Raw genomic sequence first — 21928 nt, 5'->3', positions numbered from 1 at the left:
AAAGCCTTTTAAGTGGACATATAAGGGTAAAGTCTTGGCGGCCTAATAGTCTGTGTATTTACGCCGAGCTGTACTAGGTTAAACCTTATTCTACAAGAACTAGCCGGAATATCAATTTGTATAATTATTGTTGATAAACTAAGAAATCAAAAGAAAGGGAAGACAACCGCTGATCTGAAACGATGTCACCAATCAAATAGAGTTTGAGTAAGTCGGCGTCAAAAAAAACGAAGTATGTTAAAAAAACAAGTGAATACAGAGAATGTTTCTACTGAGGCAATTCAATATATGGGCGCTATATTAACAAAAACCCGGTTTTTTAATACCCGTGCCTCCTGGAAGCTCCGAAAGTAGAAACTAGAAACCGGGTTTCTTCGGCAAGATAAGAGCGTCCTAATTTACAAAAATTACCACATTAAATATCAATGCGGGACTCTCAAATCAGCCGCGAGTTAAGTTAGACTGAATTGTCAGTGCGTGAATTATTCACAGGTTAGCATCTATGCAGCTCAAACATCTGAATCAGCCTTCGCAAGAACTCTCTACCTCGTGCGAGCATAACATCAAAGAGACCCAGCCACCAAAGCCCAATTATTTCGCTCACATAGCCCGTTCCTTCCGCAACCTCAGTATTCACGACAAAATTTGCCGTGGGTACGCACTGGCTCTTTGTGTTGCGATTGGGGGAACGACTGTCGGGATGTTGGTGGGCACTCATTACTATCGAATAACTAATAATCAAGTACACATCGAGCGAGAAAGTCAGATTTTAAATAAGTTGCAGGTGGCTTTACTGCGGACGCAAAACAGCCAAGAATGGCTGATTTACGGGCTAGGACAGCCCCAAACATTTGACAGAAAATACCAACAATTACAAAACAATCTTTCCACTTTAAAAGTGTTATTTTCAGAATTTAAAAAACCTAACTATCTGGATCACATTGAAGGGATAGAAAAAATTAGAAAAACTGGCGATTCGCTACGGGCTAATTATATTTATCCACTAGAAATAGTTAATAAAAAAATTAGTAAGTTGCCAAATAACCCGGCTCAACAAAGTATTAAACGTAAGTTGCTGTTAAATTTCGATCGAGATAAAATTGGGTTGCAACTCGATAGGGCGGTTAATGATATAGCAGAAATTATCGATCGCGCCCAACAGCAAGAAGATGCAGGGCGGAAGGATCTGCTGCGAGCCCAGGCGCTGCGGGTGCAAATAATTTTGGGTAGCATGGCGCTGTCGATCGTCGTTGCAGCAGTGCTGGCGGGCTTCACCAGTCGGGCGATCGCCAAACCCCTCGCCGCTGTAACTAAAATCGCTCAGCGAGTGACGGAAGAATCTAATTTTCAGTTGCAAGTACCAGTTACTAGCACCGATGAAGTGGGAGTATTAGCAGCTTCGCTGAATCAACTGATTCAGAAAGTAAATCAATTGCTCGAAGAATTGAAATCTGAACAACAAAGCCAGATACTTCAAAATGAGAAAATGGCAACTTTGGGGCGGATGTTAGCCGGTGTTGCTCACGAAGTTAACAATCCAATCAATTTTATCTATGCCAATATCGCTCCTGCCAGAAATTATGTTGAAGATATTTTAGATTTGCTCAAAACTTACGAGACAGAAATTTCCACCCCCCCTGCTGCTGTGCTCGCCAAAGGGGAAGAAATAGACATCGATTTTCTCAAAGAAGATTTGATCAAAATATTTGACTCAATGCAAGTAGGCGCTGAAAGAGCCAAAGCTATTATCTTAAGTTTGAAAGATTTTTCTCGTCTCGATGAGGCAGCCCCTCATCCCGTGGATTTGCACGCCTGCATAGACAGCAGTTTGCTCATTCTTAATAGCCGCATCAAACAAGGCATTGAAGTGGTGCGACATTACGGCAATATTCCGACTGTGGAAGGCTATATGGGTTTGCTTTACCAGGTATTTGTGAACCTTCTCAACAATGCACTAGATGCTGTGGAAGAGAAAGCAAAAAGTGAGAAATCCAGCTCTGAGGAGGCGAAAAAACAATCGGCTTCGGAGCCACTCCAGGCAACACCGAGTTTTTTGCCGAGGATTGTGATTGCTACAGAATACTTGGACGACGACTCAGTGGTAGTGCGAATTTCTGATAACGGTATGGGAATAGCGCCAGAGAGTCAAGAAAAAATGTTTGAAACATTCTTTACTACTAAACCGAGAGGTGTAGGTACTGGTTTGGGATTGGCAATTGGTCGCGAAATTATCGTTAAGAAACATGGGGGGACAATTAACTTTTGGTCGGAGGTGGGAACGGGGACGGAATTTTCGATCGCCCTGCCGATTAAGCATGAGGATTTGATGCAAAATACGCAGGTAAAACCTCCAATGGCTCGCGAAGAGAATTCGCTCTACAACGGTAAGGCACCAGCCAAGTCCGAGGATAGAGAAACTGTAAAAAATTAAAAATTATCAGTTTTTATAGCAGTTTCAAAAAATAAGACCACTCTCAGCCCGCGATCTAAACTCTGATGTCCTAATTTATTCCAACTCTAAAATCTAAAATCTAAAATCTACAATCTACAATCTAAATTGTATGAGATTGCTTACTGATTGGCTGTCGCTCTCCCACTCAATGAGTGATAATACGCAAATCAAAAGTATTTTCAGTAATCTTGAAAAACAGGATTTGCTATAATTCAAAGTTGAGCAATCACTGTACGGAGCGAAAATTATGGGACTATTTGACCAAATTTTGAGCGCGATCGACAATCCCAACCAACAAGCAAGCCCCAATCAGTTGGGCAACATTCTCGGTGCGGTAGAGCAGTTGAGCGGCAACCAGGGCGTCAATACGGGTACGACTCAGTTGGCGATGTCGGTTTTGGGCGGATACGTGCGATCGGCATTACAAGACGTGCGATCGCAGTCAGGAGACGCACAAGCTCAACAACTTGTCAACCAATTTAGCGGTACAAATCCCAATCCCCAAGCGGTACAGAGTTTGTTCGGAGTCGGCCAACTGACGCAGATAGTGAACGATATCGCCCACAGAACCGGTTTGAATAACGCCACAGTGCAGGCGATGATACCTGTCTTGGTGCCGCTGCTGCTTAATTTGCTACAAACCGGCGGCAACGCCCAAAATCCAGCCCAAGGCAGCAATCCCGTTTTGAATACGTTTTTAGATTCAGATGGAGACGGCGATGTAGATATTACTGACGCCATGTCGATGGCAGGCCGCTTTTTGAATCAGCGCCCTTAATTTAGGATTTTTTAACCGCAGATATCAGCGGAGGGACACAGGTGAACGCAGATAGGATTTTATCTGCGTTCATCTGCGTTTATCTGCCTTCATCTGCAGTTAAAAAATTTCCTACTTTAACCCAAACCCAAATCAGTCACAGCACCAAGACTGCTAGAAGAAACCAACTTAGCATATTTAGCCAAAACGCCCTTAGTATACTGAGGTTTAGGAGGCTGCCAAAGAGCCCGGCGCTGATCCAATTCGGCATCAGAAACATTGAGCTGCAACAAGCGATTTTGAGCATCAATTGTAATCGAATCGCCCTCTTTTACTAAAGCAATTGTGCCTCCTACTTGCGCCTCCGGTGCAACGTGACCGACAACCATGCCGTAAGTTCCGCCAGAGAAGCGGCCGTCAGTAATTAATGCTACGGAATCGCCCAAACCTGCGCCAATAATTGCCGAAGTTGGTGCTAACATTTCGCGCATTCCCGGCCCGCCTTTGGGCCCTTCGTAGCGGATGATAATCACATCGCCGGCTTGAATTTTGCCCGCTAAAATTGCATCCAAACAATTTTCTTCAGATTCAAATACCCGCGCCGGGCCGGTAATTTGCGGTTTTTTAACGCCAGTAATTTTAGCAACGGCTCCTTCTGTTGCTAGATTTCCTCTCAGAATTGCTAAATGTCCTTGGGCGTAAAGCGGGTTGTTCCAAGGGCGGATGACATCTTGGTCGGTGCGGGGTTCGGCTGGAATATCTGCCAACACTTCAGCAACAGTTTGGCCGGTAATTGTCAGCGCGTCTCCGTGCAGTAAACCTTTTTCTAGCAGCATTTTCATTACTTGAGGAATGCCGCCGGCTTTGTGCAAATCGGTTGCTACGTATTTGCCGCTGGGTTTGAGGTCGCACAGCACTGGTACTTTTGCTCGAATAGTTTCAAAATCGTCGAGGGACAACTCAACGCCGATCGCATTGGAAATGGCTAATAAATGCAGCACAGCATTGGTCGAACCGCCGATTGCCATGATTACCGCGATCGCATTTTCAAAGGCCTTGCGCGTCAAAATTTGGCTCGGTAACAACTGTTTGCGGACAGCTTCCACGACAACTTTTGCCGATTCGGCAGCGCTGTCAGCTTTTTCGGCATCCTCAGCAGCCATTGTCGAAGAATAAGGCAAACTCATGCCCATCACTTCAAAAGCGCTCGACATCGTATTTGCTGTGAACATCCCGCCGCAAGAACCAGCGCCCGGACAAGCTTTATGTTCGACTGCATTGAGTTCTGTTTCGTCAATTTTGCCCGCGCTGAATTGACCGACTGCTTCAAAAGCGCTGACAACGGTTAAATCGCGTCCGTTGTGGTGTCCTGGTTTGATCGTGCCGCCGTAAACAAAAATAGCAGGAATGTTCATGCGGGCGATCGCAATCATCGCCCCCGGCATATTTTTATCACAACCGCCGACAGCCAGCACCCCGTCCATACTTTGGCCGTTGCAAACAGTTTCTATCGAATCAGCAATCACATCTCTCGACACCAGAGAATATTTCATCCCTTGAGTTCCCATCGAGATCCCGTCGCTGATAGTAATCGTACCGAACATCTGTGGCATGGCGCCGGCTTCCTTTGCACCCGCAATAGCCCGCAAAGCGAGCTCGTTCAATCCCATATTGCAGGGCGTAATCGTGCTGTACCCGTTGGCAATCCCCACAATCGGCTTAGTGAAATCGTCGTCACCAAAACCGACTGCCCGCAGCATTGCTCGGTTGGGCGCGCGCTGCACGCCTCCAGTCACAGCTTGGCTTCTCAAATTTTCAGGCATTTTAAAATTTCCTTTCTCTGTTGACAGTTGACAGTTGACAGTTGACAGTTGTCAGTTGTCAACTGCCAGCTCGCCCAAAAACGAATACAAGTTTCCGATAATCGTCGTGGTGAGCCCATAATTTTAGACCAAAGTTCCGGCTCCCAGATGAATCTGTGGAGCAAATCTAAAATCTAAAATCTAAAATCGACTGACTCAGTGCCGAGCGCCGAGAGTTTTACCCTATTGTTGATTTTCTCAGAAGCTTTGATATTTTTGATACTCCCGGGCCCTAAAGGGACGGGGATTCTTGAAGAGTTCGTATCTGAACTTTCAAAGGCGAAATCAAAGCGCCTCTACCCACTCAGCTTAGACAAATCCAAACTTTGCGTATACTTTTAGCTTTTGTGCTTTTAGAGTCCACCACTAATGCCAGATAGGTACGCTCAACAACCTGCCTTTTGTTTGCCCTTTAACTATTCCGAATCAAGTTGGATATGTCCGTTGCCGGGATTTCACCGTACTAGGTTGTTTCAACACGTAGATGGTTATTCTTACTTGCTGTGTGAATTATACCAAGAATTGAAGGCGGTTGAAACCACTGCCGACTTATCCCCGTGTCTGAAGCCAGGGGCTTGCGTCTCGTTTTTCGGTCAGACGTTTTAGGAGGCAGTGGCACAGCAGTGTCCGGAAAGCAAGGGAAAAATTCTACAGATACTACAGCGTGCAGAGTGAATACCGTGGTTATCTGGGATGATGTGGTAACACCCATCACTCTAACGTTTAAAAAAAATTGCGAGGCGAATGACATGGAGGCCGATCGAATTCTGAGGCAATATGCGGCCGGAGAAAGAAATTTTCGAGAGATTAACCTCGTCGGGGCCGACTTAAAAGGGGTAAACCTCAGCGAGGCTAACTTTACCAGATCGAATTTCCAAGACGCAAACCTTAAAGGCGCTAACCTGACGGGAGCGAACTTGCGCGAGGTGAAATTGGCAGGGGTGGACATGACAGAAGCCAACCTCAGCGAAGCAAATCTCATCGGTACCGATTTGAGCCGGGCCAATCTCAGCGGGGCTAACCTGATGGGAGCCAACCTGCGCGGATCAATGGCGAGAGAAGTCAACATGACCAAGGCTAATTTGACCGAAGCTAATTTGACCGAAGCCAACTTTACCGAAGCGAATTTGTTTGCGGCCAACTTAACCGACGCTAGCATGATTCGCATTAATTTGATGAAGGCAAATTTGAGTTGGTCAACTCTCAAAGCGGTAAACCTGACAAATGCCATCCTCAGCGAGTCGCTTTTAGAAAGAGCTAATCTGACTCAGGCAATTCTCAGCGGGGCGATGGTGAGCGGGGCCAACCTGACTGGTGCAGATTTGCGCCAAGTAACTATGGTTGGAGCTAATCTCACCGACGCTAATCTGAGCAATGCTAATTTGAGAGTTGCTAATGTTAGTTGGTCAACGTTGGCAAGAGCTAATTTGAGCGGTGCTAATTTGTACCGTGCCAAGCTGTGCTGGTCTAATTTTAGCGGGGCTGTTTTGGTGGAAGCGGTTTTGATTGATGCTAATCTCAATCGAACTAACTTCCGCGATGCAGATTTGAGGCGGGCAATTATGCCCGATGGCACGACTAATGATTCTTAAAATTTGATTGTTGATTGTTGACTGTTGACTACTGACTAATGACTACTGACTAATGACTACTGACTAATGACTAATGACTAATGACTAATGACTATCACTGAATTATTGATGTTGGGTGCGGCGGGAATTTTTGCCGGAATTCTAGCTGGATTTTTGGGTATCGGCGGCGGTACGGTGCTCGTGCCTTTGTTGGTGGCTCTCAATTACGCTCCGGTGCAAGCGGTTGCTACTAGCAGTTTGTCGATCGTCATTACAGCTATTTCTGGCAGCATCCAGAATTGGCGCATGGGCTACCTCAGCTTGAGCCAAGTCGCAGGCATCGGATTTCCAGCCGTCATCACAGCACAAATCGGTGCTTATTTGGCGGGGATATTTCCGCCTTACTTGCTGTTACTTACTTTTGGGTTGTTGCTGTGGCTGAATATTTATTTGATTGAAGTTCGCAAGCGTCTGACAGCTAATAAGAAAGCGGAACTAGAACAAGGGGAACTGGGAGGACAAGCGGGACAAGAAGAAAATGCTCAATTACCAATTACCAATCACGAATTACCCAATAATTCAAATATTATATTCCATCCAACTTTTGCTAAAATTGCTACCGGCAGTGCGGCGGGTTTATTAGCGGGTTTGTTCGGCGTAGGCGGCGGCGTAATTATGGTTCCCCTGCAAATTTTGCTGTTAGGAGAAAGCATTAAAACTGCAATTCAAACCAGCTTGGGCGTCATCGTTATCACGGCAATTTCGGCGACGGCGGGACACGCGGCGCGCGGGAATGTTTTGTGGGATGTGGGGTTAATTCTTGGCGGCGGCGGTTTGTTGGGGGCGCAGGTGAGCACGCGATTTTTGCCGAGATTGCCCGATCGTATTGTTAGTTTAGCTTTTCGATCGCTCTTGGCAGTGTTATCGATTTATGTTTTCTGGCAAGCTTGGCAAAAATTTAGTAACGGGTAACGGGTAATGGGTGATGGGTAATTGAGAATTGGTAAAGATAATTGAGAATTGGTAATTGAGGCAGATCCTCCGGGTATGTATTCCCAGGCAGAGCCTGGGAACAAGGTTAAGGCTACAATGACAGTTGAAGTTGACAGTTGACAGTTGACAGTTGACAGTTGACTACTAACTAATGACTACTGACTCCTGACTAATGACTACTGACTACTGACTAAGTTTTTTCACGGCGCGAGTCAGACGCTGCAAATAAGGCTTGACAATTTCTTGATTTTGCCTCTGCAACTCGGACACTTGCTGCTGCAAATGCTGAATCTCGGTTTGCAGCATCCCTGTGTCTATTGTGGGTCGATCGAGCAAGTCCTGCAATTGCTTGAGAGAACCTTGGATTGTATCAAAGTCTACTTCGTTCGATCGCTCCTGTAACTGAGCCGTAATAGTTTTAACTTCAGTTAACTTTTCGCCCATCAATAAAAATCGGACGTTGACATTTTCCCAATCATGCTCTCTGAGGGCGCTATTTTCCAAAATGCGGAGTTTTTGCTGCAAATCGGACAGGGTGGTGTAGAGTTCCTGAGAGTCGGCCGGAAGCGCCTGGGCTTGGCGTTCGAGGGAGGCTACGGCAGCTTGTACCTCGGCGATGGCCCCGGATTCCAAGCCCAGGAGTTTTTGCTGCAAGTCGGAGACGGCGGTGTAGAGTTCCGCAGGTTCTCCAGGTAGTATCTGAACTTGTTGCGATCGACGTTCTACTGCGGCCTGTACGTCCGTAATCGCAGAATTTGCCTTTTGTTGCATTTGTTGCTCGAAACGCTGGCGATTGGCGAGATTTATCGAGAGTGCTGCGGTTAAGGGGGCGGCAGCGTAGACAATTTGGCCCGACAATCCTGCAGCAATCGTGCCAATAGCTGAACCAGCAACTGAGGCGTATTCTACCAATTCTAGCCAGTCCGGCTGGTTCGGGGCACTTCTCAAAGCTGGGAATGATGCTTTTTCAATCTTCTGCATAGCCTTTTAGTCGTAGTCGGATAGATGGCGATACCGACATGATAAAAGCGATCGGCAAATAAATCAGGGCTATTGGTCAAAATTTCCTGATTGTGGTATTTTTATTGACCTCGTGCCGAATACGTTCTGCCTTCAAAACGGTCAATCTCAGGTAAAATTCAGGATTAAGTCGATCGCTCAAAACATTTAAGCGATAACCATTCACCGCCGTCTGTCAGGAGTATACAGAAAATGGGTCTTAAGATTATTGAAAGCTACGATAGCAGTTTTGTCCTCGAACCCGATGCTAAAACTGCTCTGTTCGGTTTGTTAACCGGTGAAAGCTTTGTCAAACAAGTAGCGCTACAATTGCAATGCTCGCGCATTGAGTTTGCCGAGTTACTGTTTCAGCCAATCCCTTACAGCAGCGAGACGCCGAAGGGAATGCCTGCGGAATTTGAAAAGTATCATCAATCGAGCGATTTTGCGATCGTCAACGTCCCGCCTAATTTCATGTTCCAAGCCAAAATATTTAAACCCAGCCGCCTCTGTGCAATTTATAGAGTTTTCAAGAGTTAAGTAAAGGCGGGTTAATGTGTGGTTTAATCTAAAATCTAAAATCTAAAATCTAAAATCGGATGACAGAAGACATTCAATCTCTCGCCAGCTTAGAATTCATTCCCTACATAGACTCCGAGGGGAAATTGCCCGATTTTGTCCAGGGAAAAATCGGCGTTTACGCGATTTTTGACAACGAAAAAGTCCTGCAATTTGTCGGCTATTCTCGCGACATTTACCTCAGCCTTAAACAGCATTTGGTACGCCAAACCCAGTATTGCTACTGGCTGAAAGTCCAAACTATTGACAAGCCCAGTCGCACTATTCTAGAAAGCATTAGAGAAAGTTGGATTGCCGAAAACGGTTCCCAACCCCAGGGTAACGGTGCCGATGCTGCCAAGTGGAACGATCCCATCGACACCAAAACTGTAATGACTGCCCAAGAAACGGCAAATTATGAAGGTATCTTCGCCGATGAAATTGCCAAAGATAAATTGTTGAAAAATGTCGCGCGACGCGTGGAAAATGAAATTTTCGCGCTGCTGAAAACTCGCGGCGTAACTGAAGAAATCCGGTTTAATCCCAAGCTGAAAACTAGCGGATTGCTGGATTTAAAGTAAATACGTTCTATTGTCAATTCCCCACAATCAGCCCGTGTTTGTAATGAGGACTTCTATCAAATCCTGTAGCAAGAGAATGAAACAGTCCTCCCGCTCACCCGGCACTCCGCCAGGGAATGAATTCCACGGGGCTTATAGCAAAAGTCCTCGCTTCCGAGGACTAATAAATTATTCAGTCCTCGGAAGCGAGGACTTTCGCTTTGAGGCAGGGGTTTCAACCCCTGACGGACTGACAGACTATCGGTTTTACCTTAAACAGATGCTCGCGTACAATCTATCTGAGATATCCTCTGGGTCACTTAAATTTTAAAATGTTGAAATTTATTAAAATTTAACAGATATCGGAATCTGCACAATTAACTTGGTTCCTCGACCCGGAGCAGAAATACAACTGATGTGACCTCGATGTTTTTCCACTACAATATCGTGACTGATTGCCAACCCTAATCCAATACCGCGGCCTACAGGCTTCGTAGTAAAAAATGGGTCAAATATCTGGTGGCGCACTTCCTCACTCATCCCACAACCGTTATCGGCAATGTGGATAACAACGGATTTATAGTTGTGAGTGGCTAATTTGGAATCTTGATTGTGCAGGGCAGATTCTGACTCACAACTTACTGAAGTGCTGATGGTAATTTTTCGGGGAGAAGGTTGAGTTTCCAGGGCATCAATAGCATTAGTTAACAAGTTCATGAACACCTGATTTAACTCACTGGCGTAACAGGTGACTCTTGGCAGTTGGCTGTAGTGTTTAATGACCTCTATCTCACCAGCTTTGTTTGTTCCCTTCAGCCGGTGCTGCAAAATAACTAAAGTATTGTCAATGCCTTCATGAATATCCACTGGCTTGTACTTTTGTTCGCCAAGGCGGGTGAATTTCCGCAAAGACATCACAATTTCGCTAATCCGAGAAGCACCCTCTGTCATCGAATTCAGCAGTTTTGGATAGTCCTCTGCGATGAATTCGGGTTGAATCTCGTTCAATTTGCCGGTAATTTCTGCAACGGGGTGGGGGTAGTAATGTCGGTACAATTCGACAAGGCGAAGCAAATCTCGCGCATACTCCGCCGCTAGAGCAATATTGCCGTAGATAAAGCTGACGGGATTGTTGATTTCGTGAGCAATTCCTGCCGCTAGCTGACCTAAAGAAGCCATTTTTTCCTTCTGTATTAACTGAGCTTGAGTTTTCTTGAGTTCAGTTACGGTTTGTTCGAGTTGCTTGGCGTAGCATTGTGTTTGCTGGAACAACTGGCGCTGCACGAGTTGATTGGAGACGCGGGCGAGAACTTCTTGTTCGTGAAACGGTTTTGTGATATAATCTATAGCACCAACTTCAAAGGCTTTGATTTTATCAAACACTTCATTTAAAGCACTGATAAAAATAACCGGAATGTCCTTGGTTGTGGGAGAAGCTTTCAATACTTGGCAGACTTTGTAGCCGTCCATACCGGGCATCATGATGTCGAGCAAAATCAAGTCAGGAGGAGTTAACTCGATCGACCGCAGCGCTAGTTTGCCGTCGGGTGCGGTGCGTGTTTTGTACCCTTGCTGCGAGAGTATTTGAGCTAAAAGTTGCAAATTAGCCGGAATATCATCAACAATTAAAATATTCCCTTTTAAGACGGGAGTTGGTTCGTAATTCATATCTAGTTCGGTAAGATAACCTTTATAGGTTTGTAGTGAGTACGATCGCCCTAGCGGGTTTTATGAGGACGATCGTACTCACTACGAACCGCGTATAATATCATTTCTCTTTCGGATCGGGATGGATGAGAGCTAGTATTTGATTGAACTGAAACTCGTTAGCCAATGCGGCTAAAGCGCTCGCTAAAGCGTCATTGCGATCGCGAATTTGCTCAATTTGGATCAGAATTAACTCTAAATCGCACTCAATTGTGGCTTTCTCTAAAGCTGCCAGCCAATCTGCGGGTAAAGCTGCCAGAGTCTCTGAAGTCGGAGCTTCGATTTGAGTTGACTCGGGAACACTCTCCGGTTCACCGTAAATGTAACGCACTCCCAGATGCTTGTGCAGGGTGGCAAAAATTTCTGTATCTCGAAAGGGTTTGTGGATAAAGTCATCGCAATCATCTGATACAGTAACGGTTTGCGCTTCCTCGGCGTTACCGGCACTCACGGCAATAATTGCCGTAGCTTGACCTTTAACGGTGGCTTTAATGCGCTTGGTCGCTTCATGTCCATCCATCACGGGCATCCACATATCCATAAAAATTAAGTGTGGCTCAAAACTCGACCACATTTCAATAGCTTCCATGCCATTGGTGGCTTCTTCGAGTTCAAAGTTAAAGCCAGCGAGGAGTTTGATCAGCAGTTGGCGGTTGTCCGATCGATCGTCCACAATCAAAATACGATAGCGTGGCTGGTTGCGTTCCAGCGCTATCACCCGACGCGGTGGCTGTACGGGTTGAGTCGCGGGGGTATCAACGACGCTGACGGGGATATCAAATGCGAAGGTGGTGCCGCGTCCTACTTCACTGCGTACAGTAATCACACCGCCCATCAACTTGACAAACTGTTGGCTGATAGCGAGCCCCAAGCCTGTTCCTTGCTGAGATTTGGTTCCTGTTTTGGTTTGCACAAAGGGTTGAAAAAGCTTATCTAACTCATCAGGAGCTATGCCGGCACCTGTGTCTTCTATTTCAAAATGTAATTGGTAATTACTAATTAGTAAATGCTGATTTTCACGCTCTACAAATGCACTTAATTTCAACCTAATTACTCCTTGTTTCGTAAACTTAATAGCGTTAGAAAGGAGATTAATTAAAACTTGGCGCAGCTTCATTTGATCTGTTTGCACGTATTCGGGAGTTTCGCTAGAGCAGTCAAATATTAACTGCAATTGTTGCTCCCGTGCCTGGAGTTGAAACATCTCTTCCAGATCGTTCAATAGGCTGCTTAATTGAAAGTCTGTTGGGTTGAGGGTAATGCGTCCCGCCTCTATTTTGGCTAAATCTAATATTTGATTGATCAGAGCTAGCAAGTGTTCTCCGCTGCGGTTGATGATACGAATATTTTCCTGTTGTTCGCGAGTGAGGTTGGTAGAGCGCTGCATCAATTGCGAGAATCCCAGAATTGCGTTTAGCGGGGTGCGGAGTTCGTGGCTCATATTTGCCAGGAAAGTGCTTTTGGCAAGGTTGGCGGCTTCTGCAGCCCAGGCGGCTTGTTGAAGCTGTACTGCTTGCTGTTGAGTGGCTTCGAGCAATTGAGCTTGTTGTAAGGCAACTCCCAGTTGAGTGCTAATTTGCAGCCCAATATTGATTTCTGCTTCGCGCCAAGTGCGGGGTCCAGAATTTTGATAGCTGGCGAGCAAACCCCAAAGTTGACTGCCGCAAAATATGGGAAAAATAACGTAGGCTCTAGCTTGAAATTGTTTTAAAAGTTCTAGGTAACAAGGACTCAACCCAGCGCTGTATATGTCTTCAATTATGCGGTAAGGGACGCCTCTAGCATACATACCACCTTGATTTCTTTGTAGATAGGTATCCAGCACTGGTTCACCGGAGGCTTGCATAGTTTTCACGGTACAGCGAGAGTCTTCGACGAGAGTGTTTGGCACATTAAAATCGTCAGGTTGCATCAGAGATATCCAGCCGGCAGCCATTGATTCGGCAACAAATTCCCCACTCCAATCAGGATTAAAGCGATAGATACCGACACGATCGCATTTTATGGTTTGTCGCAGTTCTGAGGTTGTGGTTTTGAATATTGTGTCAATATCTAAGGATTGACGGATGCGATCGATCGATCGGGCAATGGCTTGTTCTCCCTGGGCGCTTTCTCGCAAAGCTGACTCGGCTTGTTTGCGATCGCTAATATCCAAGACAGTGCCCAACAAACGGATCAACTGCCCTTTTTCATCATAAACAGGTTTCCCTCGAACTTCAATGTAACTGAGCGAGTCATCTCTTCGGATCAGCCGGAGATCAATTTCAAAGCTTTGCCCCGATATAGCTTGCTCGCGCACCATTGTCAGATAGCGCGATCGATCTTCTGGATGAAAACGCTCGATTAATTGTTCGTTTGGCAGCGGTTTTTGAGTAGGATCGAGCTCATAAATGCGATAGAGTTCTTCACTCCAAGTGGTTGTTGCTGTGGCGATATCGTATTCCCAACTGCCAATACGGGCAATTTTTTGGGCTTCCAGCAGTCGGGATTCCGCCAACTGGCGATCGCTAATGTCGCGCGCTACCCAAACCGCAGAGCTATCCGACAGAGGCGAAATTTTAGCAGCAAACCAAACTTCTTTGTTATTAATCAGCAGACTGTAATCAAAACTAATAGTTTGTTTGGTTTCCAATGCCTGTTGAACTTGAGCGAAATAAATCTCCTGGCTTTCCTCATGAAAAAAATGTTCGATGATGGAGTCGATCTGATTCGTCTGATAGTTGTAGTGAAAAATCCCCTTGGTGGGTATAATTTGAATAGTTTTTTGTTCGTATTCAAAAATCAATACAATGTCTGTGATAGAATCAAATATTTTTACAATTTGCTCGGTAGAAGTGTAAAGTTTTTGTTCGAGCAATTTGCGATCGGCAATTTCAGATTGTAAGAGTTCGTTAGCACGAGATAATGCGCCGGTACGTTCGATTACTTCGGCTTCTAAAGTACGATTGTAGCCAGTTAATATTTTTTCAGATTGTTTGCGCTGTGCGATGTTAGAAAAAGCAGTGATGGCATAAATAATGTTTCCGCCTTCGTCGAAAATTGGTGTGGCGCGCGCCTCAAAAGGAATAAATTTCCCATCTCGATAAAGTTCTACATCTTCAAGCAATACCGTTTCGCCACGCAGTGCTCGGAATGCGGGCAGCTCTTCAGTGGGATAAGGCTGGTTTTGGCGGTAGATTTGATAAACTTCTACTGCTTCTTCTAAAGTCGAATCTGGAATAGTTGCTACGCCGAGCCAATGCTTGGCAGTTTCGTTCAAGTACACGACTTTACCGGAGGTATCGTGGATAGATACTCCCGTAGGTATGGCTTCGAGAAATTGATTGAGTTGGCTCTCTCTGTGCGCTAAAGCTCCATTTAAAGATTTTTGGTCTGCAAAAGCCTGTTGCAGTTGCACTGCCATAAAATTGAAGGAATTGGCGAGTTCTCCGACTTCATCCAAGCGTTTATTTTCTAAAGGTTGATCCCATTTTCCTTTGGCAACATTTTTGGCTGCCGTATTCAAACGCATAATTGGCTTTGTTACCCAACGGGAAGCCAAAAATCCGATCGCGATCGCCAGCGGCAGTGTACCGATCAATAACCACAATGTATGGCGCGTATTTGCTTGAATTGGAGCCATGAAATCAGACTCTGGCACCACCACCACAATCAACCAATCCAAACCACGGAAATCTCGATAGGGAGTGACGCGGACAAACTGCCTATCCCCCTTGCTAGCCAAGGTAAATCGCTGGGTTGTTTGCAACGTGCGGAGGTTGCCAAATCGGTTGGCGAGTTGTCGAGCAATATCTCGCGTGCGGGCATCCTTGCTGTTGGTGGCTAGCAATGGCGTCGGTTGCTTTTTTGTTGGCGTCACCAAGGGTGTTTCTAGTGTGGATGTGGCAATCAGATTGCCCGATCGATCCATAATAAAAGTTTGTCCTGAAGCCGAGAATTGCAGCCTAGCCAGGAAGGTATTGATTGCCGATAGTCCATCATTATCTGTGAGGCGATCACTAATCCGTTCTCCTACTTGTTCGATTAGCTGATGCCCTACATCTTCGACTGATTCCTGACCACTTTTGAAAGAAAGATAGCCCACTAGCCCGACTAAACTTACGGTTTGCAAAACAAACGGAACAATCAGAACCGTTCGCAGGGGAAGCTTTCTGAAAATTAGGGCGGCTGGGCGGTTGAGAGGATAAAGGGGCATGGGTGTGAGGGAATTGCGCTGATAATAGAATTTTAACTGCTATAGTCTGCCTTTACCCCCGGCAATTGGCGCGCCCTACAGGCTCTGAAATGTTCCTCCGGGTTCAATATAGCCAACTACCAGCGAAGATTGGGCCCTGCTGTCAAAATTTGCTTCTGTCAGTTCTGTTTCTAGCTGTTGGGCATTTGATTTATTTTTACTTGCAAAAACTGTGATAACTTTTCTAATTTCTTTGTGTGTATCGGCAATCATGCCGTTAATGAAAAGCCAGCGGGGGCGGGTTTATGAGATTGTAGATTATGGGCAATTATTATTGGTCAACCCGCCCTTACAACATTTAACATCATACAAATCCGAATCAAACAGAAATGATCTTATACTAATTTTTTATGAGGCTGCATAGAATCTGATCCCCCCTAACCCCCCTTAATAAGGGGGGGACAAGATTCTTTTCAAAGTCAACCCCTACTCCCCTTCTTAAGGGGGATTTAGGGGGATCGAGATATGTGCAACTTCACCTTAAACTGGTATTACTCGTGCGATCGTCCGAGCCCGATCGCCCTAATGCCGATTTGTTAACTTGGCTAAAACGGTGGCGAAGTGAGCGGGTTCGATCGGCTTTGTTAAGTGTTCGTTGTAACCAGTGGCGATCGCCCGATCGCGGTCTTCTTCGCTAGCATAAGCTGTCAGCGCCACGGCCGGCAAGCGCTTGATTTTGTCGGATGCCGACGATCGCACTTTGCGGATCAGCGAGTAGCCGTCCTCAACGGGCATACCGATATCGCTGACTAAAATATCCGGCGGCGACTGCTGTAAAATGTCGATCGCCTCCGCAGCCGAAGCAGCCGCCGTCGCAGTCGCCCCGCACTGTTGCAGCGCCAGCATCAAAAACTGGCGGTTGTCGGGTTCGTCGTCAACTCCCAACACCTTTACACCAGTCAAAATACCCGGAGGCATTGGATCGGATTTCCTTTATCCTCTCAACTGCCGCTGCTTACTACGAGGCTGTTTGAATGGCAGTGTCACCGTAAATGTCGCACCCTGGTCTTTACCGGGACTTTCCGCAGTCACAGTGCCCCCGTGGAGTTGCACCAAGTGCTCGACGATCGCCAATCCCAGTCCCAAACCGCCCTCAGCCTTAGTTTTCGAGGCGTCTGCTTGTCGGAAGCGATCGAACACGTAGGGCAGAAAATCAGCAGGAATGCCCTTTCCAGTATCGCTGACAGTAATTTGCACGTAATTGGGTGATGAGGAACCGCTAACAGCCACCGCAGACAAGCACAGTTCCACATTTCCCCCCGAAGGCGTAAACTTGACGGCGTTACTCAGCAAATTCCACACTACCTGCTGCAACCTCTGGGCGTCGCCCCACATCAAGCCGACTGCGGGGTGAAGTTCTAACGAAACGGTGACAGACTTGGCCTCGGCTGTCAAACGAACTGAATTATGAGCCGCCTCGATCGTCTTTACCATGTAGAACCAGCCGGGTTTCAAAGCCAGCTTGCCTTGAATAATCCGGGAAACATCGAGCAAATCTTCCACTAGCTGGATCTGCACCTTCGACTGACGCTCGATGGCTTCCAAACCGCAAGCTAATTTATCTTGGTTGTAGGGGTGGGCGCGCAGGATCTGTGCCCACCCCTGAATCACATTTATAGGCGTTCGCAATTCGTGGGAAAGAGAGTCTAGAAACTCGTCTTTCCGGCGGCTGATAGCTTCTGCTTCCGCCCGCGCGGCCTGTTCGCGATCGAGCAACTGAGCGCGTTGGGCCTCGACTTGCTTGCGATCGCTGATGTCGGCCACGATCGACATACAGTTGATGTTGCCGTTGCTGTCGCGGACTGGAGTTGCCCACAAACTGATGTCGATCGAGCTGCCGTCTTTCCTTTGGCGGTGGGTTTCCATGCCGGCGATCGCGTTTCCTTCGCGAATTCCTTTCAAATTAGCCCTGAATTCCTCCCGCTTGTCTGCGGGAACGCTGGGTATAAATTGACCTACCGCCTCTGATTCCTGCCAGCCAAAAATCCTCTCGGCTGCTGGGTTCCACATTTTCACAGTCCCGTCGTCGCAGTCCAAAACGGTAATTGCTAGGGGACAAGCCTGAATCAAGGCTTCTAAAGTTTGATGGAGGTGCGATCGCGCTGCTTCTGCTTGTTTGCGATCGCTGATATCGACGTTCACCCCGATCATCCGCAAAGGCAAACCCCGATCTTCCTGAAACACCTTCGCCCTGCAAGCAATCCAGCCGACGCTTTTGTCCGGGCGGCAAATGCGGAACTCTATGTTTAATTCCTCCCCGGACACCGCTGCAGCTTTTACCTGCTGTTGAGTCAAAGCGCGATCGTCTGGATGCACCATTTCCACCCAACTTTGATAGCTGTCGATACCGCCGGCCCGCAGCCCGTACAAAGCCTCTAACTCCGGCGTACAGGCGATATCGCCGGTTTGGACGTTCCATTCAAAAGTTCCGATTTTGCCTGCTTGCTGAGCGATTTGCAGCCGTTCTTGATTGTTTTTGAGTTTTGCTTCTACCCGCGAGATCTCGGTCAAGTCGATGAAGAATGCGACGATCGTCTCTGGTTCGCCGTTCTCCGGGCACAGGGTCGTCCCGCCCATCAGAATCGGCACGCGGCTGCCATCTTTGCGGATGTACTCTTTCTTGAAAGGAGTTGCGACTCCCTTAGCCCGCAGTTCCCCGGCCGCCAGGGCGTCGAGGTGCAGGTATTCGGGGGGGGTCATTCTGTCCCACCGCATTTGACCCGAGAGCAAGTCTGAGCGGGTGTAGCCGACCATGTTGAGCAGGGATTGGTTGGCGTAGGCGATGCGGCCGCTAAAATCGCCGATCGCGACTCCGAAAATATTTGACTCGAACAGCCGCCGGAATATGGATTCGCTTTGCTGTATTACCCGTTTTGCTTCTTTGCGATCGGTGATTTCGGCTACCACAGTGCTTACTCCCAGCAGTGTTCCTGATTCATCGCTCACTGGGTAAAAGCTGATTTGCCAATCCCGCAAAACTCCCGGCTGTTGCTTGGTTTCGGCCTTAACTTCCAAGTCGAGCACGGGGGTTTGCGTCGCCAGCACTTGGCGGTAAATCCGCTCTACCATATCGGCCATTTCGGGAATTACTTCTCTAACAGTGCGCCCGAGGTGATCTGCGATCGATCGGCCGTTGATCGCAGCGAGGCATTCGTTCAGGCGGATGTAGCGCAAATTGGTATCGACAAAGCACAGCCCGACTGGTGTGGTTTTGTAAACTAAGTCGAGTTCTGCTAGTTGGCGGCGAATGCGTATTTCGTTTTCTCGAAGTTGGTTTTGGGCTTGTTTGCGATCGGTGATATCTAGTACGAAGAATGCTCCTTTGTCTGTGCATCCTTGGAAGTTTCCGCCGCCGACTAAAACTGGGAACCGCGTGCCGTCTTTGCGGAGATATTCTTTTTCAAAAGGCGCGCAACTTCCTTCTGCTTCGACTTGCGCCAAGGCGATGCGATCGAGTTCTATATATTCCGGCGCCGTGAGTTCGATCCAGCGGATCTGTCCCGAAGCTAAGTCTTCCCTCGTATATCCGATCATTTCCAGCAAGGCGTCGTTAGCGTCCGTAACTTCGCCGCTGGCATCCCAAAAACCGATGCCGATCATGTTAGATTCTACCACGCTGCGGAAGCGCATTTCGCTTTCCCGCAAAGCTAATTCTGTTTGTTTTTCTGCGGTAATATCTGTGATAATTAGCCCGACTCCGATTATTTCTCCCTTTTCATTTTTCACGGGGTAGTAGTTGGCGAGCCAGTAACCGAAATATCCCGGTTTCCCATGAGGTTCGCCGCTCATTTCTAAGTTTAAAACAGGCTGGCCGGTTTCTAAAACTTGCTGAATTATCGGCGCAAATTTGGCTGCATGTTCTGGCAACAATTGGCGGAAGTCTTGGCCGAGATGCTGTTCTATCGGCAAACCGTTGAGTTCTGCTAATACTTGATTGATACGGATGAAGCGCATTTCGCGATCCATAAAGCAAATCGCTAGGGGAGATGCTTCTAACAGCGAGTCAATTAAGGCAAAGGATTGCGATGTTTGAGATAGTGCTTGTTGCGCTTCAGTGTAAAGTCTGGCGTTGTCGAGGGCGATCGCCACGCGGTATGCTAAATCTTCTAGCATTGCCATGTCTTCTGCACAGTAGCGGCGGCCCAACTTCGAGGTAAAGCAAGTGATGGAACCCATTACCCGCCCGCGAGCCTTCAGCGGTACGCAAGCGTGAGATCCGATATTGAGCGATCGCAATTTTTCCATTTCTGCTGCATTGTCGGCTCCTGCTGCTAAAATTTCCTCATCCACGTCGCCAATTAGTTCGGATTTTCCGCTGCGGATTACCAGCGGATAGCCGTTAACAGCATTGTCCGCGATCGAACTGCGAATTCTCAAGTTATTAATAGTATCAACCGTGGAGGGGTCTGCGTGAGCCACAGCCACTCGGCGCACTTTTGAGTCGGTTTCGCTCAAATGAATGCAGCACCCGTCGGCGATCGAATTTATTGCTAATTCTGCTACCTTTTGCAACACCGTTTCCCCGTCAAACGCATCAGCCAGCATTTTGCTGACTTCTGCTAAAAATGCCGAGCGCTGCTGTTCTATTTCCGCTTGTTCCCTCGCTGTTTGCTCGATTGTTAACTGCAATCTTTGAGTTTCCGCAAGTTTTATTTCTGTGATATCGCGGGCGACAATTAAGGCTGATTCTGGTACGCCATTTTTGTCAAATTCTGGAACTACGCGGGATTGATAACTTCGGAGGCCGTTGATTGACCAAGCCTGAAATTCGATGATTTCTTCGCAACCTGTTTCTAACACTTTGTGCAGGGTTTCATCCCAGATTTGGCACAGTTCCGGCGGGATTCCTATTTCTTGACTGGTTTTACCCAAAAAGAATGAAAGCGGTTTTCCTTGGCTTCTTTCAACTGCTTGATTGACATACATATAACGCAGTTCTTTGTCCGTGCGGATAATGATATCTGGCGTATTTTCTAGCAGCGTTCTCAGTTGCTGTTCGCTGTTTGCCAAAGCTGCTTGCGCTTGTTGTCTTTCCGTGACATCTCTCACCGTACCGACGTATCCGATGAGTTCGCCGGAGTCGGAGAACATCGGCGAGGAACAAACGTTAATCCAGCGCACAATCCCCTCTGGTGTTTGCAGGCGATACTCGATCGCATATTCCCCACCTTGCCGAGTATAATCCAGCCATCGGGTCAATACGCGATCGCTGTCTTCCGGGTGAATGCACTTCTCCCACCCGTCTCCTAAAAGTTCTGTCAAACTCAAGCCGCAAATTGCCTGACAGCGTGGGTTTGCATAGGTGTAGCACCCCTGGGAATCGGCCATAAAAATGCCGACAGGCGAACAGGAACTTAAACAGCGAAATCGTTCTTCTTGAGCTTGCAGTGCTTCTTTAGCTACTGTCAGTTCTGCTGTGCGCTCTTTGACGCGGCTTTCTAGTTTGGTGTAGGATAAAGCTAGGGCTATTTCTGCTTCTTGGCGATCGGTAATGTCTATGCCAGTTGCTATCACATATTCCACCAATCCCTCGCCATCTAGGGTCACAGTATTCGACCAAGAAATTAAGCGCTTAGATCCGTTTTTAGTGCGCCAATAGTTTTGATATTCGTTGTTAAAATGTTCGACTTTGAGCTTGGTAAAAACTGTTTTAACAGGTTCTATTTCTTCGGAGATTAAAAACAAATCCCAAACATATTTATTAACAACTTCTGCTGTCGAGTAGCCTGTAGTTTTTTCGCAAGCTTGGTTAAAGCGGACAATCCGTCCTTGGCTGTCGAGAACTACAATCAAGCAAGCTGTCGTGTCAATTACTTTTGAAATAATATTACGTTCTATTTCTAGTTCTTGTTTTGCGGACTTTAAGCCTGCATACCAAGCGATAACGGCAGCGAGCAAAAGTAAGATTGCAGGAGCTGCCTGGAAGGAAAACAGTAACAGAGTTGTCAGCAGTAAAGCCGTGCCGGCACTAAATGTAGCAATACTGTAAGATTTAATGGGTAAGGGCAAGACCTCAAACTGGCTCATTTTTGTTGACCTGTAGCGATGGCGCGATCGCACTATTGCTTATGTCGATGAAACAACTTTGTTAAAACTTAGTTAAAACTAAGTATTGATTTTTTCTATACAAAACCACATTTGTAGGTGGTGTGCCATCTTCCCAGAGACAGATTGGCTGCGGGATTGCTGCTGAAGCAACTGCTATCATAGATCAAGAGACAAATTAGATTATCTA

Annotated in this window: 13 protein-coding genes; 6 read left to right on the top strand and 7 right to left on the bottom strand. The window is 46.9% G+C overall.

Going from position 1 to position 21928, the window contains the following annotated elements; genetic code table 11:
• The first annotated feature begins 502 nt into the window (after window positions 1-502).
• Both QUA36_RS24880 and QUA36_RS24875 read left to right on the top strand, forming a co-directional pair.
• Complete coding sequence (locus QUA36_RS24880; RefSeq protein WP_333459432.1) at window positions 503-2431, top strand: ATP-binding protein; 1929 nt, start codon at window positions 503-505, stop codon at window positions 2429-2431.
• Between the two features lie 268 nt (window positions 2432-2699).
• Window positions 2700-3230, top strand: a complete 531-nt coding sequence (locus QUA36_RS24875) for a hypothetical protein (protein ID WP_333160001.1) — start codon at window positions 2700-2702, stop codon at window positions 3228-3230.
• Window positions 3231-3346: 116 nt separating this feature from the next.
• On the opposite strand, the gene ilvD is transcribed toward QUA36_RS24875, so the two are convergent.
• The gene (gene ilvD / locus QUA36_RS24870; protein WP_333459431.1) at window positions 3347-5032 is read right to left on the bottom strand and encodes a dihydroxy-acid dehydratase; all 1686 of its coding nucleotides are present in this window, start codon (window positions 5030-5032) and stop codon (window positions 3347-3349) included.
• Between the two features lie 788 nt (window positions 5033-5820).
• Here ilvD and QUA36_RS24865 point away from each other — a divergent pair.
• Together QUA36_RS24865 and QUA36_RS24860 are read left to right on the top strand one after the other, a co-directional pair.
• Window positions 5821-6663, top strand: a complete 843-nt coding sequence (locus tag QUA36_RS24865; RefSeq protein WP_333092378.1) for a pentapeptide repeat-containing protein — start codon at window positions 5821-5823, stop codon at window positions 6661-6663.
• Between the two features lie 87 nt (window positions 6664-6750).
• Window positions 6751-7614: a sulfite exporter TauE/SafE family protein gene (locus QUA36_RS24860; protein ID WP_333451013.1), complete on the top strand. Its 864-nt coding sequence runs from the start codon at window positions 6751-6753 to the stop codon at window positions 7612-7614.
• Between the two features lie 204 nt (window positions 7615-7818).
• Here QUA36_RS24860 and QUA36_RS24855 read toward each other — a convergent pair whose 3' ends face one another.
• Complete coding sequence (locus QUA36_RS24855; RefSeq protein ID WP_333459430.1) at window positions 7819-8616, bottom strand: hypothetical protein; 798 nt, start codon at window positions 8614-8616, stop codon at window positions 7819-7821.
• A gap of 231 nt (window positions 8617-8847) precedes the next feature.
• On the opposite strand from QUA36_RS24855, the gene QUA36_RS24850 reads away from it, so the two are divergent.
• Together QUA36_RS24850 and QUA36_RS24845 are read left to right on the top strand one after the other, a co-directional pair.
• Entirely contained in the window at window positions 8848-9174 is a 327-nt protein-coding gene (locus QUA36_RS24850) for a hypothetical protein (RefSeq protein ID WP_333451011.1), read from the top strand.
• Between the two features lie 59 nt (window positions 9175-9233).
• A complete protein-coding gene (locus tag QUA36_RS24845; RefSeq protein ID WP_333459429.1) occupies window positions 9234-9773 on the top strand; it encodes a GIY-YIG nuclease family protein in 540 nt (179 codons plus the stop codon).
• Between the two features lie 324 nt (window positions 9774-10097).
• On the opposite strand, the gene QUA36_RS24840 is transcribed toward QUA36_RS24845, so the two are convergent.
• From QUA36_RS24840 to QUA36_RS24820, 5 genes are all read right to left on the bottom strand, one after another.
• Window positions 10098-11420, bottom strand: coding sequence for a response regulator (locus QUA36_RS24840; RefSeq protein WP_333160012.1), 1323 nt, complete (start codon window positions 11418-11420; stop codon window positions 10098-10100).
• Window positions 11421-11520: 100 nt separating this feature from the next.
• Window positions 11521-15654, bottom strand: coding sequence for an ATP-binding protein (locus QUA36_RS24835; RefSeq protein WP_333459428.1), 4134 nt, complete (start codon window positions 15652-15654; stop codon window positions 11521-11523).
• Window positions 15655-15729: 75 nt separating this feature from the next.
• A complete protein-coding gene (locus QUA36_RS24830) occupies window positions 15730-15906 on the bottom strand; it encodes a hypothetical protein (protein ID WP_333459427.1) in 177 nt (58 codons plus the stop codon).
• A gap of 309 nt (window positions 15907-16215) precedes the next feature.
• Entirely contained in the window at window positions 16216-16611 is a 396-nt protein-coding gene (locus QUA36_RS24825; RefSeq protein ID WP_333459426.1) for a response regulator, read from the bottom strand.
• Between the two features lie 15 nt (window positions 16612-16626).
• Window positions 16627-21720, bottom strand: a complete 5094-nt coding sequence (locus tag QUA36_RS24820) for a PAS domain S-box protein (protein WP_333459425.1) — start codon at window positions 21718-21720, stop codon at window positions 16627-16629.
• Window positions 21721-21928 lie beyond the last annotated feature (208 nt).

Origin of the sequence: Microcoleus sp. Pol10D4, from assembly GCF_036701555.1 — a bacterium.
Taxonomy (GTDB): Bacteria; Cyanobacteriota; Cyanobacteriia; order Cyanobacteriales; family Microcoleaceae; genus Microcoleus.
The sequence above is the reverse complement of the archived record's forward strand: the minus strand, read 5'-3'. Positions and strand labels throughout refer to the sequence as shown.